This window comes from Rothia sp. HMSC036D11, from assembly GCF_001814205.1.
GTDB classification, from domain to species: domain Bacteria; phylum Actinomycetota; class Actinomycetes; order Actinomycetales; family Micrococcaceae; genus Rothia; species Rothia dentocariosa.
In genome coordinates, this window is record NZ_KV815278.1 from 13,835 (window position 1) to 28,944 (window position 15,110).

Annotated in this window: 15 protein-coding genes; 8 read left to right on the forward strand and 7 right to left on the reverse strand. The window is 54.3% G+C overall.

Going from position 1 to position 15,110, the window contains the following annotated elements:
* Nucleotides 1-112 precede the first annotated feature (112 nt).
* Complete coding sequence (locus HMPREF2958_RS02175) at nucleotides 113-901, forward strand: carboxymuconolactone decarboxylase family protein (RefSeq protein WP_070696166.1); 789 nt, start codon at nucleotides 113-115, stop codon at nucleotides 899-901.
* Nucleotides 902-1,062: 161 nt separating this feature from the next.
* Here the strand turns inward: HMPREF2958_RS02175 and HMPREF2958_RS02180 are convergent, their stop codons facing one another.
* Nucleotides 1,063-2,505 carry a glyceraldehyde-3-phosphate dehydrogenase gene (locus HMPREF2958_RS02180; RefSeq protein ID WP_070696168.1) on the reverse strand — a complete coding sequence of 481 codons (1,443 nt, stop codon included), beginning with the start codon at nucleotides 2,503-2,505 and terminating at the stop codon, nucleotides 1,063-1,065.
* A gap of 291 nt (nucleotides 2,506-2,796) precedes the next feature.
* On the opposite strand from HMPREF2958_RS02180, the gene HMPREF2958_RS02185 reads away from it, so the two are divergent.
* The 4 genes from HMPREF2958_RS02185 (at nucleotide 2,797) to HMPREF2958_RS02200 (ending at nucleotide 5,719) form a co-directional block, all read left to right on the forward strand.
* Entirely contained in the window at nucleotides 2,797-3,732 is a 936-nt protein-coding gene (locus tag HMPREF2958_RS02185; RefSeq protein ID WP_070696169.1) for a carbohydrate kinase family protein, read from the forward strand.
* 32 nt (nucleotides 3,733-3,764) lie between these two features.
* Nucleotides 3,765-4,343 (forward strand): YbhB/YbcL family Raf kinase inhibitor-like protein, encoded by a 579-nt coding sequence (locus HMPREF2958_RS02190; protein ID WP_080972601.1) that lies wholly within the window; start codon nucleotides 3,765-3,767, stop codon nucleotides 4,341-4,343.
* A 14-nt stretch (nucleotides 4,344-4,357) separates the two neighbouring features.
* Nucleotides 4,358-5,191, forward strand: a complete 834-nt coding sequence (locus HMPREF2958_RS02195; RefSeq protein ID WP_070696171.1) for an HAD-IIB family hydrolase — start codon at nucleotides 4,358-4,360, stop codon at nucleotides 5,189-5,191.
* A 213-nt stretch (nucleotides 5,192-5,404) separates the two neighbouring features.
* Entirely contained in the window at nucleotides 5,405-5,719 is a 315-nt protein-coding gene (locus HMPREF2958_RS02200) for a helix-turn-helix domain-containing protein (RefSeq protein WP_004005858.1), read from the forward strand.
* 79 nt (nucleotides 5,720-5,798) lie between these two features.
* Here HMPREF2958_RS02200 and HMPREF2958_RS02205 read toward each other — a convergent pair whose 3' ends face one another.
* Entirely contained in the window at nucleotides 5,799-5,993 is a 195-nt protein-coding gene (locus tag HMPREF2958_RS02205; RefSeq protein ID WP_048778058.1) for a hypothetical protein, read from the reverse strand.
* A gap of 104 nt (nucleotides 5,994-6,097) precedes the next feature.
* On the opposite strand from HMPREF2958_RS02205, the gene HMPREF2958_RS02210 reads away from it, so the two are divergent.
* Both HMPREF2958_RS02210 and HMPREF2958_RS02215 read left to right on the forward strand, forming a co-directional pair.
* Nucleotides 6,098-6,640, forward strand: a complete 543-nt coding sequence (locus HMPREF2958_RS02210; protein WP_013398075.1) for a hypothetical protein — start codon at nucleotides 6,098-6,100, stop codon at nucleotides 6,638-6,640.
* On the forward strand, nucleotides 6,640-7,290 hold the full coding sequence (locus tag HMPREF2958_RS02215) for an RES family NAD+ phosphorylase (RefSeq protein ID WP_041321631.1): 651 nt from the start codon (nucleotides 6,640-6,642) through the stop codon (nucleotides 7,288-7,290). Before HMPREF2958_RS02210 ends, HMPREF2958_RS02215 begins: the two co-directional genes overlap by 1 nt.
* A gap of 113 nt (nucleotides 7,291-7,403) precedes the next feature.
* Here the strand turns inward: HMPREF2958_RS02215 and HMPREF2958_RS02220 are convergent, their stop codons facing one another.
* From HMPREF2958_RS02220 to HMPREF2958_RS02230, 3 genes are all read right to left on the reverse strand, one after another.
* Complete coding sequence (locus tag HMPREF2958_RS02220; protein ID WP_070696172.1) at nucleotides 7,404-8,738, reverse strand: uracil-xanthine permease family protein; 1,335 nt, start codon at nucleotides 8,736-8,738, stop codon at nucleotides 7,404-7,406.
* A gap of 156 nt (nucleotides 8,739-8,894) precedes the next feature.
* Nucleotides 8,895-9,977, reverse strand: a complete 1,083-nt coding sequence (locus HMPREF2958_RS02225; RefSeq protein ID WP_070696174.1) for an acyl-CoA dehydrogenase family protein — start codon at nucleotides 9,975-9,977, stop codon at nucleotides 8,895-8,897.
* A gap of 33 nt (nucleotides 9,978-10,010) precedes the next feature.
* A complete protein-coding gene (locus HMPREF2958_RS02230; RefSeq protein ID WP_004005853.1) occupies nucleotides 10,011-10,535 on the reverse strand; it encodes a DUF4242 domain-containing protein in 525 nt (174 codons plus the stop codon).
* 816 nt (nucleotides 10,536-11,351) lie between these two features.
* On the opposite strand from HMPREF2958_RS02230, the gene HMPREF2958_RS02235 reads away from it, so the two are divergent.
* Nucleotides 11,352-11,537, forward strand: coding sequence for a hypothetical protein (locus tag HMPREF2958_RS02235; RefSeq protein ID WP_070521488.1), 186 nt, complete (start codon nucleotides 11,352-11,354; stop codon nucleotides 11,535-11,537).
* Between the two features lie 320 nt (nucleotides 11,538-11,857).
* Here HMPREF2958_RS02235 and HMPREF2958_RS02240 read toward each other — a convergent pair whose 3' ends face one another.
* Together HMPREF2958_RS02240 and HMPREF2958_RS02245 are read right to left on the reverse strand one after the other, a co-directional pair.
* Nucleotides 11,858-13,339 (reverse strand): peptide MFS transporter, encoded by a 1,482-nt coding sequence (locus HMPREF2958_RS02240; RefSeq protein ID WP_070696176.1) that lies wholly within the window; start codon nucleotides 13,337-13,339, stop codon nucleotides 11,858-11,860.
* Nucleotides 13,340-13,605: 266 nt separating this feature from the next.
* Nucleotides 13,606-15,060, reverse strand: coding sequence for a peptide MFS transporter (locus HMPREF2958_RS02245; protein WP_070696178.1), 1,455 nt, complete (start codon nucleotides 15,058-15,060; stop codon nucleotides 13,606-13,608).
* Nucleotides 15,061-15,110: the final 50 nt, after the last annotated feature.

Sequence of the window (15,110 nt, forward strand, 5' to 3'; positions counted from 1 at the left end):
ATGCCCTCATAAGCATGCCTGAGCAGACGGCATCACGTGAAAGCTGACCGCATAGAATCGGATGCAGATTTCTCCATCGCATCATGTCATCACCAGAAAGGTAGTTAAGATTATGGCTGCTGAAAACAATGAACGTTATCTGCGGGGGAAAGAGGTACTTGCCCGGGTAGAACAGAACCCTCACGGATCTATTCTTGATAGCTTAGCTTCTTTTTCGCCTGACTTAGAACGGTTTGTCGTGGAGTTTGGGTATGCAGATGTTTTTGATCGGGAAGGTTTATCCGATCAGTCTCGCCAGCTCATCACCATATCTGCTCTGGCCGCACTTGGGAATGCAGCTCCGCAGCTGGAATTCCACATTAATGGTGCCCTCAATGTGGGCTGTTCTCCTGAGCAGATTATCGAGACTTTTATCCATGTGACCATATACGCTGGTTTCCCCGCTGCGTTAAATGCCGTCTCTGTTGCTCGTAAGGTTTTCACCGAACGCGGTATTGATGTGAACTTAGATACGCATAGCACCGAGCCTGCCAAGCGTTTCGAGGTAGGTTCTTCGTATCTTGAGCGTGTAGATGGAGCTGGCGGGGAAGCTGTGGTTGAATCGCTTCAAGATATTGCACCAGATTTAGGTCGTTACATTGTCGAGTACTCATTTGGCGATGTTTATTCTCGGCCCGGGCTGAGCCTGTGGGAACGCGAACTGGTCTCTGTGGCTGCGTGCAGCGCTTTAGGAACGTGCGTGCCTCAGCTGCATGTTCATATCAACGGCTTCTTGAATGTAGGCGGCACTCAAGACGAACTTGTGGAACTGATGATTCAGATAGCGGTCTATGCAGGATTCCCTGCTGCTCTAAATGCTATCGCCAGTTTGCGGAAAGTATTAACGGAGAATAAGGCATAATTACGATGCGCGCGAAGTGGTGAAACCAGGGGTTTAAAGGTGGCTCTGTTCGCAGGGCAGTACATAAAATATACGGGTGGTTCCCTGATATATTTTCAGGGAACCACCCGTATATTCTTATCAAGTTATATAGCTATTCGGCTATATATACTACTCAAACCCTATTTTGTGGGGTATGACGGTGCCTCTTCGCCAGCCATGCGTTCCAGCACGCGTACCACCTGGCAGGAGTAACCGAACTCGTTGTCGTACCAGACGTACAGGATTGCCGAGTCGTCGCTGACGACGGTGGCAAGCGCATCCACCACACCCGCGTTGCGGGAACCCACAAAGTCGGTGGAGACGGCCTCATGCGAATCGGAGTAACCAATCTGGCGGCGAAGTTCACCGTTGAGGGCAACCTGACGGAAGACCTCGTTCAGCTCATCCTTAGACCCGGCGGGCTTAGCTAGATTCACGTTCAGAATGGCCATCGAAACGTCCGGGGTGGGAACGCGAATAGCGTTACCGGTGAGCTTGCCCTCCAACTGGGGGAGTGCCTTAGAAACGGCACGCGCCGCGCCGGTTTCGGTAATCACCATGTTCAGCACTGCCGAACGGCCGCGACGGTCACCCTTGTGGAAGTTATCGATCAGGTTCTGATCATTCGTGAAAGCGTGCACGGTCTCCACGTGACCGCGTTCCACACCATACACGTCATCAAGGACCTTCAGCGCGGGGGTAATCGCGTTGGTCGTGCAGGATGCCGCCGAAAGAATCTTATCGTCGTCGGTAATGATGCTATCGTTCACGCCGAAGACAATATTCTTCATATCGCCCTTACCGGGAGCGGTCAGCAGAACGCGGGAAATACCGGGGCGCTCAAGGTGCTGGGTCAGCCCCGGAACATCGCGCCAGCGGCCGGTGTTATCGACCAGAAGCGCATCCTCAATACCGTACTCGGTGTAATCCACAGTGGTCGGATCTGACGAGTAGATGAAACGTACCGGCAGACCGTTAGCAATAATGGTGTTGTTCTCAGCGTCTACCTTAATAGTTCCCTTGAACGGACCGTGCACCGAATCGCGTGCCAGCAAAGAAGCCCGCTTCTCAAGGTCGTTTTCGGTATTCTTGCGCACCACCACGGCACGCAGGCGCAGGTTTGCACCCAGCGATGAGGAACGCTCCAGCAGAATACGCGCCAACAGACGGCCAATGCGCCCGAAACCGTAGAGCACCACATCCTGCTGCTTGACGGTCTCGCCCTTCTTGCCAACCGAAGCACCAACCTGCTCGGGCAGCCACATGGAGAAGTCAGGGGAACCCGCATCAACATGCTGGCGATGCAGAGCCGCAATGTTGATCGAGCAGGGACCAAGGTTAAGGTCAAAAAGCGCCTGAACCAGCTCTAGCGTATGCTCGGGGTTCAGCGGGGTTCCATCAACCTTCGCGGCACCATCATGCAGGCGCAACAGCTGAATAACGGACTTATTGACCAGGCTACGACCGTGAATATTAAGAACTACACCGTTCTCGCGGTTTAGCTTACCGATGAGGGGAATCATCTCCTCAGCCTGGGTTTCGCGGGCAATCCACTGCTCGTGAGTGTTTTCGGGAGTCGTCACTCTTGACCTTCTTCCTCAATGGACGTCTTCGTCGGAATTTGTTGTTCGTGCCGATGCGCATGCCCAATTCATCGGGTCGCACGCAACCGACTCTGCTTTAAGTCTAACCGCTGCGGCGAATGGTTTTATTCCCTCACGCCGTCGAATCTGTGAAATCTAGCACGCTTTGCACGATGCGCTACGCCCGAAGCCAATAAAGCCCACACAAGTCCTCACACAAGAAGCGAAAACAACGGGAATAACACACAGAAACACACTCCGCCGCGCGGCAACCTTGAGTAGAATTGAGACATGTTAACTGTCATCGGTGAAGCACTCGTAGATGTCGTCCACAGCAACGACGCCCCCATGCGCGCCTACCCCGGCGGATCTCCCCTCAACGTTGCCGTCGGCGCCGCGCGGCTAGGACACAAGACCCGTTTTATCGGCCACTACGGAACCGACGAACACGGCACCAGCATCACCGCGCACCTGAGCGCATCCAAAGTGCAGGTACCCTTCGAGCCGCGCGCCGCACGAACCTCAACCGCGCAGGCATATATTGGGGAAGACGGCGCGGCACGCTACGAATTCGATATCGACTGGAGCCTCGACAGCTACGCCGACGACATTCTGGCCCTAGCCCCCAGCTGCGAAGCGCTGCACACCGGCTCTATCGGGGCGATGCTCGAACCGGGCGCCCACGTGGTTGCTCAAGCGCTCACGGCGGCACGCGAAAGCGCTCTCATCAGCTACGACCCAAACTGCCGTCCCACCATTATTAGCGACCGTGCCCTCGCCCAGAGCTGGGCAGAAAAATTTGCTGCGCTCGCGTCGGTGGTGAAGGCAAGTGACGAAGATTTGACATGGCTATATCCTGACCGTTCCCTTGCAGAAACCGCGCATGCCTGGCTCGACCTCGGCGTAGAGCTGATGGTGATAACCCGCGGTGAAGGCGGGCCGATCGCCTACACCCGTGCATACCCCAACGGGATTGAAGAACCGGCCTATCGCGTGGAGGTTGCAGATACTGTAGGAGCGGGCGATTCGCTCATGGCGGCGCTGATCGCCGCGCTCCTCGACAGAGGCATCAGCGGTGCCCAAGCACGCAGCAAACTTGCCGCACTCACCCGCGAAGATATTCAAAATCTGCTACGATTCTCCGCAACGGCGGCGGGAATTACCGTCTCGCGTTCCGGCGCGAACCCGCCCACCCGCGAAGAACTTAACGCCGTGCTCAACGGCTAAGTCAGCCACCCGACCAAACGAGGAGGACTACCGTGACTAACAACCTCGGCACCGCACCCCTGCCGCGTGAACCTTACGCTGGGCTGCCCGACCTGCCGCTCTTCAACCTGACCTCCACCGACCTTGAAAACGGCGCCGCCGCGCCCACCGCCATGCTCTCGGCTCTCTTCGGCGTGCCTGGCGGGCAGGATCAGTCTCCGCAGCTGAGCTGGTCGGGATTCCCCGAAGAGACCAAGTCCTTCGTTGTCACTTGCTACGACCCGGATGCGCCCACCCCCAGCGGATTCTGGCACTGGACCGTATCAAACATCCCCGCATCGGTCACCGCGCTTGAGACCAACGCGGGCGCTATCGTCGGCGGTCAGGGTGGCGCAGCGCTTCCCGCCGGGGCGATAGCGCATCGCAACGACGCCGGAACCCCCGGATTCGTGGGTGCTGCACCTCCAGCAGGGCACGGGCCGCACCGCTACATATTCTGCGTGACTGCCGTGGACGTACCCGAACTTGAGGTAGACGAGAACACCTCACCTGCCGTCGTGAATTTCAACCTCTTCTTCCACGGCATCGCGCGCGCCTTCTTAACCGTCACCTACGCAGAACCGGCGGCTTAGGTGCTTATTCTCGCATGATTAAGCTCATCGCCAGCGATCTGGACGGCACGCTCATCGGGCCTGATTTTCGTTTTCGCCCCCGCACCCTGCACGCCCTAGAGGCGGCGCGTGCGGCGGGCATCGACATCGTGTTCGTAACCGGGCGCCCGAGCCGTTGGCTTACCCCGCTGCGGGAACAAACCGATTTTGATTCCTACGCCATTTGCTCGAACGGTGCCGTGGTGTATCATCTGGGCGCCAACGAAGTAGAGACGGTTAACGGTGCCGAACCCGCTGTGATCGAGCGTGCCCACACTCGGCTTGAACCGATATTCCCCGAGGTCACCTACACTCTCGAAACCGTAGATACCGTCTACATTCAGGGGCCGCACGACGGGGGAGACGTGCTTGAGGGCGCTCGCGTGGTTGAATCCTCTATAGCGGAGGCATTCGTGGCGCTTGGCGACACTCCGATCATTAAATACCTGGTTCGGGTGCCCGGTATGGACCCCGATATTCTGCATGTGCGTGTAGCGCAGACCGTGGGTGAGCTGGTGTCGGTCACGCGCGGGGTTGTGGGCGAGCCACTGATCGAGATGGGCTCGAAGACCGTGAATAAGGGGCGCACTCTCGCCCAATTTGCCGCAAGACACGGTATTGAGGCGCATGAGGTGATGGCCTTCGGCGATATGCCTAACGATGCCGAAATGCTGTGCTGGGCGGGTCGCGGATATGCGATGGCATCCGGCGAGCCTGCGTTGATTAAAAAGGTGGGGCGCACCTGCCCGCCCTTCGGGGAAGACGGCGTGGCACAGGTGATTGAGGCGATGCTTCAGGGGCGCGGCGAGGTACAGTACCGAGCGATGTAGCCTCTGCGCGACTGCATGCCGTGCGGTCTCATCCAAATCCTCATCTAAATTTTTGCCTCTCATCCAAAAATTTTTGGATGAGAGGCGTGTTTTTTGGATGAGGGAGCCGTCGAAAGTACGTACTGGGCATAAAACGGTCGTCTATATAGAAATAATTCTTTCTATTATCGCTTATACTAGAAATAATTCTTTCTATATGAGGGTATGGAGATTATGGCGTATATTCCCACCAAAGTGCGCCGGGCCGCGCGGACGATAGGCGAGCAGCTGCGCATCCAACGCAAACTGATGGGTCTGACCGCCCAGATGGTTGCGGAACGTGCAGACATTACGACCGTGACCCTGCGGCGCATTGAGCAGGGCGAATCGGTGCGTACTGACGTGCTTTTCCGTGTGCTGCGGGTGCTCGGCATGCTGGATGCGGTCGTCACCGCCACCGATCCGTACCTCACGGATGTCGGCCGCCTGCGTGCCAGCGAAAAACTCCCTAAGTCGGTGCGCATCCCCAAAAGCGAAATGGGCTGGTAACTATGAGTGAAGTAGTTGATTAACTGAATTTATAGTGCTGTTGCGCATTTATCAATGCCCAAGAGTTGACCCGTCGCATCTAGCGGTTTTGCTGATTATCTTCCGCGTCAATCCTTTTAAAGAAGGAATAGTAAATAATTTGAACAAAAACGATCAGCATGATGATGAGGATTATTGGAACCGTTATATATTCGATTTTCATGTGCCGATCTAGCACGTCCACGCCGAAGGTGATAATCAGAAAGACCATGAGGTAGTTCGATTTCGTCTTCATCTTTCCCACTCTAACATTGCCGAGTGCAAGAATTCTTGCACCTATCAGCTTTATAAAGCCATATAAAGCTGATAGGGTGGTGTGTACAAGGGAAGGAGTGCATCATGCCTAAGAGTTTAGCGACCGAAGAGTTCATCACAGGTGTTCTGCACGATACTGAGCGGCGCATCCGTGAACAGATCGATCGGGGTGAAATCACTCCCACTGCCGAGTCTATGCAGGAGCTCTCGAACGCGCTCTCGCATACGGTTGAGGTGCGCAAGGGCGCGCGGGGATCTGGGAAGTATATTGGCAAGGTGAAGGATAGCCGCAGCACCCGCGAATACCTTGGCGGCATCAGTCTGCAGGCCCTCAACGATAGGGTGCGCAAGAACAATATTCTGCGCCTCAAAAACAAGGCGGGACGTAACGGATATCCGGTTTTTCAGTTCAAAGACGGGGCAGTGGATCCGCAGGTTCGGCAGGTTATTAAAACCCTATTAGACGGAAAACTGACTGAGTGGGAAGTTGCTTTTTGGCTCGCTATGCCGTCGAATTTCTTTGATGGCCGCCCCGCAGCTGAGTACATGAAGGATTCCGAAGAGAACTTCAAATTTGTGCTGGCATGTGCAGTTCAGGATGCTGCTGACCGGAGGGCAAACTACTGATGCCAACAGAACGTCATGAATCAACCCTACTCCCACCGAACCGCCCCTTAGATCTCTCTGGGATTCCTGCAATTTCAGTAGGGTACGGGGGTGAAGAACCTGGCACATGGTACCGGTCGTATCAAAAGTATGTAGGCGATACTAAACGAGATTGTCGATATTTTTCTCCCAAACGGGGCAGATTCGATCTTAATATGCCCAACGGGACGCTTAATCTTGCAAGTACTCCTGAGGCTGCACTTCGAGAACGCTTAGGTCCTCGACTTATTGGTCTTATAGCGCTTCCCATGAACAGGTTCGACGGCGTTTATGTGGCTCGTGTTCAGCTCCCACGCGTATTTAAGGTTGCTGATTTTCGTCAAGCATTTGGTGGCTTTGCGCCCGGGGATATTTCTTCTGCGTTGTTTCACGCTGAGGGCTATTCTGTTACTCAACAGTGGGCAGAAGCGGTTCGGGAAGCAGGGTTAGAGGGGATTATTGCACGTTCGAGGTTCAGCAGTGGAAGTGCTCTATACCTTTTTGGAACTAGCGGCGAAAACCGGGAGTTTGGCAGCATTGGCGGCGAAGAGACAGCACTCAGCGTAGCGCGCGCTATACCCTTCTTCCCTGAGATCGTGAGTGTTGAAGAGGAAGAGTTCGAATTCGAGTAATGAGTACGGGCTGTATCTTCATACTCATATGACATCTAAAAATGCCTTGGCGCACATAGCGTGTTATGTGCACCAAGGCATTTTGGCGTCCTCGGAAGGAAACTTTTGCCGGTCTAGTGCCCCAGCTCGTCGTGGTCCCTATCAGTGAAGGGTTCCAGCGGGTCGCCCGCCGCCTTGGTACGTTTGGCGATGAATGTCATTAGGTGGAACACAATCAAGGTCGCCGCCGTGCCGAGTGCAATACCCGCGAACGACAAGCCCGAGAACTCCCAAGTGTAATCCGCGATGCCCACAATCAGCGCAACAGCGGCGGTCGTCAGGTTAATCTGGTTTGAGAAATCCACACGGTTCTCGCTCCAAATGCGCACGCCGAGCATCCCGATCATGCCGTAGAGCACGGTTGCGGCACCTCCAAGAACACCCGCTGGAACGGTCGCAATCGCCGCGCCAAACGCCGGGAAAAGCGAGAGAGCGATCGCGAAAATCGCGGCCACCCAGTACGCCGCCGTCGAATACACCTTGGTCGCCGCCATAACACCGATATTCTCGGCGTAGGTGGTTGTACCGGAGCCGCCGCCAAAACCGGCGACGGTGGTCGCTAAACCGTCTGCCATGAGCGCGCGACCCGAGTACGCATCCAGGTTCTCGCCCGTCATGAGCGCCACCGACTTCACATGCCCAATATTCTCGGCAACCAGCACCAGAATCACGGGAATAAACAGCCCGGCAAGTTCCCAGTGGAACTCGGGGTTCTGAAAATGCGGCAGACCGATAATGCCCTGCTGCTGCACGGTCTTTTCGATGGTCGAAAAGTCCACCTCGCCGCGCACAACCGCAGTCACATACCCGATAATCACGCCCAGTAGAATCGAGAGGCGACCAATAATACCCTTGAACAGCACCGAAATCAGGATAATCGAGATAAGGGTTACGAGCGCGGTGATGGGCGCCTTCATGAAGTTTGCTTTCGCACTCGGTGCCAGGTTGAAGCCGATGAGCGCCACGATCGCGCCGGTCACCACGGGCGGCATGAGCTTCGTCAGCCAGCCGGTGCCCGCAAACTGCACAATAACGCCCACTAGGAAGAGCGACAGACCCGCCATGACGATGCCGCCGAGCGCACCCGCCGGGCCGTGCTGATTTGTCGCCGCCGCCAGAGGTGCGATAAACGCAAAGGAAGAGCCTAGATAAGAAGGCACACGCCCGCGTGTGATGAGCAGGAACAAAACGGTGCCCAGGCCCGAGAAGAACAGCGTGGTTGCGGGTGGGAACCCAGTCAGCAGCGGCACGAGGAAGGTTGCGCCGAACATCGCCACCACATGCTGGGCGCCGATGCCGATCGTAATAGGCCAAGCGAGGCGTTCGCTCGGTGCCACGACCGAGCCGGGTTTAATGCTTCTGCCGTCGCCGTGCAGACGCCAGCCAAAACCGGATTTCTGTGTGCTCATGGGATGCGATCTCCAGGTGAAAGTGAGGACAAAATTCCCAGTAATTCTACACCTGTTGGCTCCTGCACGCGCATTGTAAAAAGGCTCTTGATGCGAATAAACGGATTTTCACCGCTTTATTCACACCAAGAGCCTATTTAGCAGGGGAGGGGGCCGCTACAGCGCCGCCTGCAAATCCTCTAAGTGGTCGTACTTTGAGAGTTCGAAACGTAGATGCCCCTCGGTCGGCGACTGCACCGGCAGGAACGAAGCCTCACGCAAACGCCGCGCGGTCGGCGAGGAAGCAACGTAACCGGCGCCTCCAACAACCTGCAGCTCAAAATGCGTAGCAATCGTCGCCAGATGCGAAACACCCAGACGCAGGCTCAACAAATCGCGACGCTCGGCACACTGCGGCTCACGCGCCAAACGCACCAGCTCATCGCGCAAGCTCTCGTACTCGCCCACAATCAGAGGGAACTCAGAACTGAAAATACCCTGCGAAGCCTCAAGATGCTTCGAAGCCTCCACCAGCGCACCGGCGGCAAGACCCAAGCAGAATGCGGACTGCACCAGTAAGAACGGCGCGGTCACATCGTTAAGGAAACCCTCAAAATTATCGGTCAGAATATCCTCGGTCGGCACAAAAACATCCTCAAAAATGATCGTGCCAGACTCGGTTCCGTTGAGCGCCAGCAGGTTACGGTGATACACAACCTTCAGCCCAGGAACATCCTGGCGAACCGTCACAATATACCGGTTCGGATGCCCCTCCTGCGCATTCTGCACAGCTACCGGCAGCACAATCACGCCGCCCGGGTACAGGTTAGAAGCCCACGAAATCGTGCCGTTGAGCTTCACACCGCCCTCTACCAAAGTGCCCAAAACCTTGATCGGTGCAAGCCCCGAAGCCTCCTTATACGCCGCCGCCATCGCACTCGTACCGCTCGTCGTGGCCTCAGCCAAGCCCTCGGGCAGCTCACGGTTCACCGCATCAAAGAACGCAATCGTAGAACGATGCGCCCACAGCGAGAACCCGGTTGTCGCATCCTGCGAAGCAAGGTCAAAAGCAACCGAAACCTGCGGAAGCAAAGACCCGGTGCGCCCCAGAGTCAGCAGACCATCCTTCGCAATCTCGCGCAGATTCTCAAACGGGGAACGCTCACCGGCATCGACGGCATCTGCGTGTTTGGCGGCAAGCGCAAGCACGCGCTCGCGCTGAGGATAATCCTCAAGAGGTTCAAGAGTGAATTCAGACATGGTAGAGCTCCTAGATGCAATGTGCAGATGTGCTTATGCGTGTAGCTTGAAGAGACGGTCGATGGGGGTGCTCACGGCTTTGCGGGCGCGAAGTACCGCATCCTCATCGGGCGCGTCATAGAAGCACAGGCACTTAGCGGTATCCTCACGCACGTAGGTGCGCAGGAAGGAAACCTCGGGCACCTCGGCGTACTTGGGCGCGTTCGCCTTCTTGCGAGTCAGGTACTGCTCCATAGTGATTTCGGCGGGAATATCCCACTCGACCAGGTAGTCTGCATCTTTCTTGAGCTTCTTGATGTCGTCGAGTTCTGCGCCCACTAGGCGAACCTCGTCGGGACCAACTACGGATGCACGCTCGCCAATAGCCGCAGTGAGGGCGGGCGCGAATGCGGTGTTTTCAGACTCAATGATGGCGAAGATCAGCTTGTGATCGGCGGAAACCTGAGTTTCGATGAGCTCCGCGCCCTCGCTCAGGGAGTTGGAAACGGTTTCGATGAGCGCAGTTGCCTCGTCCTTGGAAGCTGTCGCGGGGGTTAGCTCGATCAGGTACAGTGCCATGTCTGTTTTCTCCTTAGATAGAACGTTGTCTTTTACCTGCCTGTATGGCGGGTCTGGCATATACCCTAAACCGGTCGCGGGCGCGGCGCATAATGTTTTTCGCTATGAGTCCTAAAACGAAGATTTAAGAACCTTTCACCCGTCACATGAAGTAATGCGGAGACACAAAACGTCATGTTGCAGCGGTGACGGGAATATTTATACGGCGTCTAATGTTCAGGGTGGTTTCAGAAGTCACAGGACATGATGCGCAGCGAGCAAAACCTGACTTTTGGTAGCATAGAATGCCTCTATTTACTATCTGACTAGTGAAAATACGTGTTTTGTCGGATCTGCTGACGAGGGGCTTATTCTGCCCTTATGCCCCTGCTGGCTGAATAGCGTACAGTAGCTTGCCCTAACGAGAAAATAGAGCTCCAAATTCTCATTAACTGCCCGTACTTCCCCAAATTTTGGCGACGCATTCGCGGCGCGTGCCGGGCGGTGCAGCTAGTTCAGAGTACCTTTATCTAATTTTAATTATAATCAGAAATAGAAAATATTCTATAACTGTTTGTTTAAATACTTTAGTTCGAGCATGGGTGTCTAGAGTTTGCAGTGTATATATTTTAATATTGCAGCAGTTTGTGTTTCGATGAATTTTAAAAAATATCAAATGTCTAGCTTATAGTGTTGGTGAATATGTAAACCTATGAGTGTAGGAAACATGCTTTAGTCTTGACATTGATTTTAGAATTATTTAGCGTGGTAGTGTCATCTTTATTTTCTAGGTGGCGCAATTCTAGTATATTAAATTCACAAAGGAGCTGATTCGAAATGAGTAAGTTTGCCAAGGTTGGGACTGGCGCAACGGCTCTGGCTATGGCTTTGAGTCTTTTTGGTGGTGCGCCAGCACATGCCAAGTACGATTCAGCAGAACCCCTGAAGGATGGGTCGAAGGCTGCACAGCTTGGTTGTGCTCTTGCAAATTGGCTGTATGGTCCACGCACATGCTCTCTCTAAAGTAGAACATTTCCTAATCAACAGTATACAACTCTTAATGTTTAGGTATTTTTGAAATCGTTTATGTAAGAGTACCGGTTGTATAACGGAAAGACGATTCTTGTTTACATAATTTGATGTGGGTTGTGTATCGCTTTCTGAAATATGTAGAGTTTTTACTGGTTTACAGGGATGTAATTAGGGTTGCTTTTGTCTCCTGGTATTCGGAGAGACAAAAGCAACCCTTTCTAAAATATCAACGTATGAAATTTCTTTAGAAAACTATTCTATTAAGTAGACGTGTTGTTGAATGTGATATATATATTTGAAAATAGGCCTCACTACTTCACCCCACGCATGAGCTTTTGCACAGGTCTGCGCCATAGGAACAGCGCGATGCCGGTCACGATGGAGAGCACGCCCATCCAGCTGAAGTACGGAACTTCGGTCTCGAAACTGTAGAACTGGGCAAACCATCCGGAAAGTACAGTTCCCATCGCAACGGACGTCCAGTAAAGCGCCATCATGTTCACCTTATAGGCTTCGGGCGCGAGCTTGGTTGTGAGTGAGGTGCCCACGGGCGAGATTGTAAGTTCGGCAATAGTGCAGACGAAGAGGATCAGTACAATCCAGCCGACATTTACGCTCTGCACACCCGCCTGGGCGAGGAAGATCCAAAACGCAAGGCCGATCACCACGAGAGCGATCGAGAACTTGGTGGTTGTGAAAGGCTGTTTTTCGCCCAGTTTCGTCCACATCGTGGCGAATCCTACGCCCAGAATAATAATGAAGATGGGATTAATGGAGTTCACCAGGGTTGGCGGGAATTGTATGCCTAAGATATTCCAGTTCAACCGTTCATCCGAGTAGACGGCCATGACGGTGAATTGCTGTTGGTATAGGCCCCAAAACACGGCGTTGGCAATCCAGAGGGGAATGAAGGCCCATACCCGCGAGCGTTCGTCGCTGGTTACGTTCTTGGCGGTGAGCAGTTGGATGAAAAGCCCGATGGCCCCAACGGTAATAGCGGCCAGAACCCAGTCTTTGAGGTTGGTCGGGGTCATGATCCCCAGCATCACCATTATCGCTACTAACGCGGCAAAAATCGCGAGAACCCCAGCAAAAATACCTTTTTGGCGTGCGGTAAACGGCAGGGTGACTTCGTGCACCGATTTGGGCAGGTTCTTGCGGGTGAGCGCATACTGAATGAGTCCGGCCGCCATGCCGAGCGCCGCAAGTCCGAAGCCAATGTGGAACCCAAACGTTGTGCCCTTGAAAGCTTCCCATCCCCATCCGGTCAGTGCTGGGCCCAAGAGCGCACCAATATTTACGCCGATGTAGAAAATGGTAAATCCGGCATCGCGTTTGGTGTCTTCTTTGGTGTAGAGCGAACCGACCAGAACCGAGGCGTTACTCTTGAGCCCGCCCGAACCAATAGCAACGAGGAGCAGACCAATTACCACACCGGGAACTCCCGGTACGAATGCGAGAGCTATATGACCCGCCATAATACCGATGGCGGAGTAGAACAGAGCACGCTCGGGACCTAGAATGCGGTCACCAAAGATGCCGCCAAGAATCGCCATGAGGTACACAATCGCGCCGTATGCGCCAATAACGCCGGTTGCCGCCGATTTATCTAAACCCAAACCGCCTTCGGTAATGCCGTAGTACAGGTAATAGAGCATGAGAACCTGCATGCCGTAGAACGAAAATCTTTCCCACATTTCTACGGTGAAGAGGTTTGCAAGCATCTTTGGATGCCCAAAGAAAGAGCCGCCGGTGGAAGGCTTCACTTCCGGGGCGGGCGTTATGGCTGACATATATTTCTCCTAAGGACCAAACTGTAATCTGAGTGTTCTGGATTATATTCTCCCTAGTATATACCCATATTAATGTATAGGTATACGAAAGATTTTCCAGAGTTAAACAGAAATAATGAGAGATGCTGTATGAAATATCGTAGGAAAACCCTCAAACTGGGCGTGTGTCGCCGACATAAAAAGTACCTTGATGTGAATAAACATAAAACCAACATTTTATTCACACCAAGGCACGTGTTCGTTTATAAGAGGTCGGAGCAGACCCGCTACTTCACATCGCGCATAAGCCTCTGGATGGGTGCACGGCAGAGGAAGAGGACGATACCAGCAATAACCGAGACGGCACCCACCCAAATAAAGTAGGAAACCTCAGTGTCTTGGCTGTAGAACTGTGCGCACCAGCCCGCGAATGCGGTACCCATCGCCAGCGAGGTCCAGTAAAGCGCCATCATGTTCACCTTATAGGCTTCGGGCGCGAGCCTGGTGGTCAGCGCCATACCCGTGGGCGAAATCGTAAGCTCGGCAACAGTGAAGATGAACATGATGATAACCATCCAGTAGACCGCCACGTGAGAGACGCCCACCTGCGTGAGGAAAACCCAGTATGCTGGGCCGATAATCACGAGCGCGAGCGAGAACTTGGTGGTTGTGCGCGGCTGCCGATCGCCCAATTTCGTCCACATGGCGGCGAACCCCGACCCCAGAAGAATCACGAAAATAGGGGCAAGGGAATTGACGAGGGTCGGAGGAAGATCCATACCCAGAATATGCCAGTCGAGCCGTTCCTCAGAATAGATGGGAATGACCGTAAACTGCTGCTGGTAAAGTGCCCAGAAAATAGCGTTGGCAATCCAGAGGGGAATGAACGCCCACACCCGCGAGCGTTCGTTGCTGGTCACGTTCTTTGCGGTGAGCAGCTGTATGAAAAGAGCTATGGCCCCGATGCCGACCGCGCTTACCACCCACGTGGCGAGGTTGCCTGTAGTCATCCAGCCCATCATGACCAACAGGAACGTTATGAGAGCTACACCCGCCAGAATACCGGCTAAAATACTGTTCTGACGTGGGGTGAACGGAACGGTTACCTCGTGCACCGACTCGGGCAGGTTCTTGCGAGTGAGCGCATACTGGAGGAGTCCGGCCGCCATGCCGATAGCCGCAATTCCGAAGCCGAAGTGAAAGCCTAGCCAACCCCATCCCCAGCCGGTCAGTGCCGGGCCTAAAAGCGCGCCGATGTTGATGCCAATATAGAAAAGCGTGAACCCCGCTTCGCGTTTGGGGTCGTCTTTGCTGTAGAGCGAACCGACCAGAACCGAGGCGCTGCTTTTGAGACAGCCCGAACCGATTGCGACCAGAAGCAGACCGGTGATCACGCCAGCTGCGCCGGGCATGACCGCAAGGACAATGTGCCCCGCCATAATACCGATAGCGGAATAAAAGAGGGTGCGTTCGGGGCCTAGGACGCGGTCGCCCAAAATACCGCCGAGGATCGCCATGAGGTAAACGGTTGCACCATACGCTCCCATAGCGCCGGTTGCTGCCTCTTTTGGTATCCCTAATCCGCCATCTTCAATAGAGTAGTACAGGTAATAGAGGGCAAGAACCTGCATACCGTAGAATGAGAACCGTTCCCACATTTCCACGGTGAAAAGATTGGCGAGCATCGGTGGGTGCCCAAAGAATGTTCGCGGCTTCTGCGCCGCTGGTTGCGTGGCTACCATAAAGCCTCCCAAGAATACACAAACCGGAAGTGTTCTAGGTTATATTTCCT

Excerpts from the sequence above, each read along its gene's own strand:
- HMPREF2958_RS02175 (WP_070696166.1), top strand. The coding sequence starts at position 113 with ATGGCTGCTGAAAACAATGAACGTTATCTGCGGGGGAAAGAGGTACTT.
- HMPREF2958_RS02185 (WP_070696169.1), top strand. The coding sequence starts at position 2,797 with ATGTTAACTGTCATCGGTGAAGCACTCGTAGATGTCGTCCACAGCAAC.
- HMPREF2958_RS02195 (WP_070696171.1), top strand. The coding sequence starts at position 4,358 with ATGATTAAGCTCATCGCCAGCGATCTGGACGGCACGCTCATCGGGCCT.
- HMPREF2958_RS02200 (WP_004005858.1), top strand. The coding sequence starts at position 5,405 with ATGGCGTATATTCCCACCAAAGTGCGCCGGGCCGCGCGGACGATAGGC.
- HMPREF2958_RS02205 (WP_048778058.1), bottom strand. The coding sequence starts at position 5,993 with ATGAAGACGAAATCGAACTACCTCATGGTCTTTCTGATTATCACCTTC.
- HMPREF2958_RS02210 (WP_013398075.1), top strand. The coding sequence starts at position 6,098 with ATGCCTAAGAGTTTAGCGACCGAAGAGTTCATCACAGGTGTTCTGCAC.
- HMPREF2958_RS02215 (WP_041321631.1), top strand. The coding sequence starts at position 6,640 with ATGCCAACAGAACGTCATGAATCAACCCTACTCCCACCGAACCGCCCC.
- HMPREF2958_RS02220 (WP_070696172.1), bottom strand. The coding sequence starts at position 8,738 with ATGAGCACACAGAAATCCGGTTTTGGCTGGCGTCTGCACGGCGACGGC.
- HMPREF2958_RS02225 (WP_070696174.1), bottom strand. The coding sequence starts at position 9,977 with ATGTCTGAATTCACTCTTGAACCTCTTGAGGATTATCCTCAGCGCGAG.
- HMPREF2958_RS02230 (WP_004005853.1), bottom strand. The coding sequence starts at position 10,535 with ATGGCACTGTACCTGATCGAGCTAACCCCCGCGACAGCTTCCAAGGAC.
- HMPREF2958_RS02235 (WP_070521488.1), top strand. The coding sequence starts at position 11,352 with ATGAGTAAGTTTGCCAAGGTTGGGACTGGCGCAACGGCTCTGGCTATG.
- HMPREF2958_RS02240 (WP_070696176.1), bottom strand. The coding sequence starts at position 13,339 with ATGTCAGCCATAACGCCCGCCCCGGAAGTGAAGCCTTCCACCGGCGGC.
- HMPREF2958_RS02245 (WP_070696178.1), bottom strand. The coding sequence starts at position 15,060 with ATGGTAGCCACGCAACCAGCGGCGCAGAAGCCGCGAACATTCTTTGGG.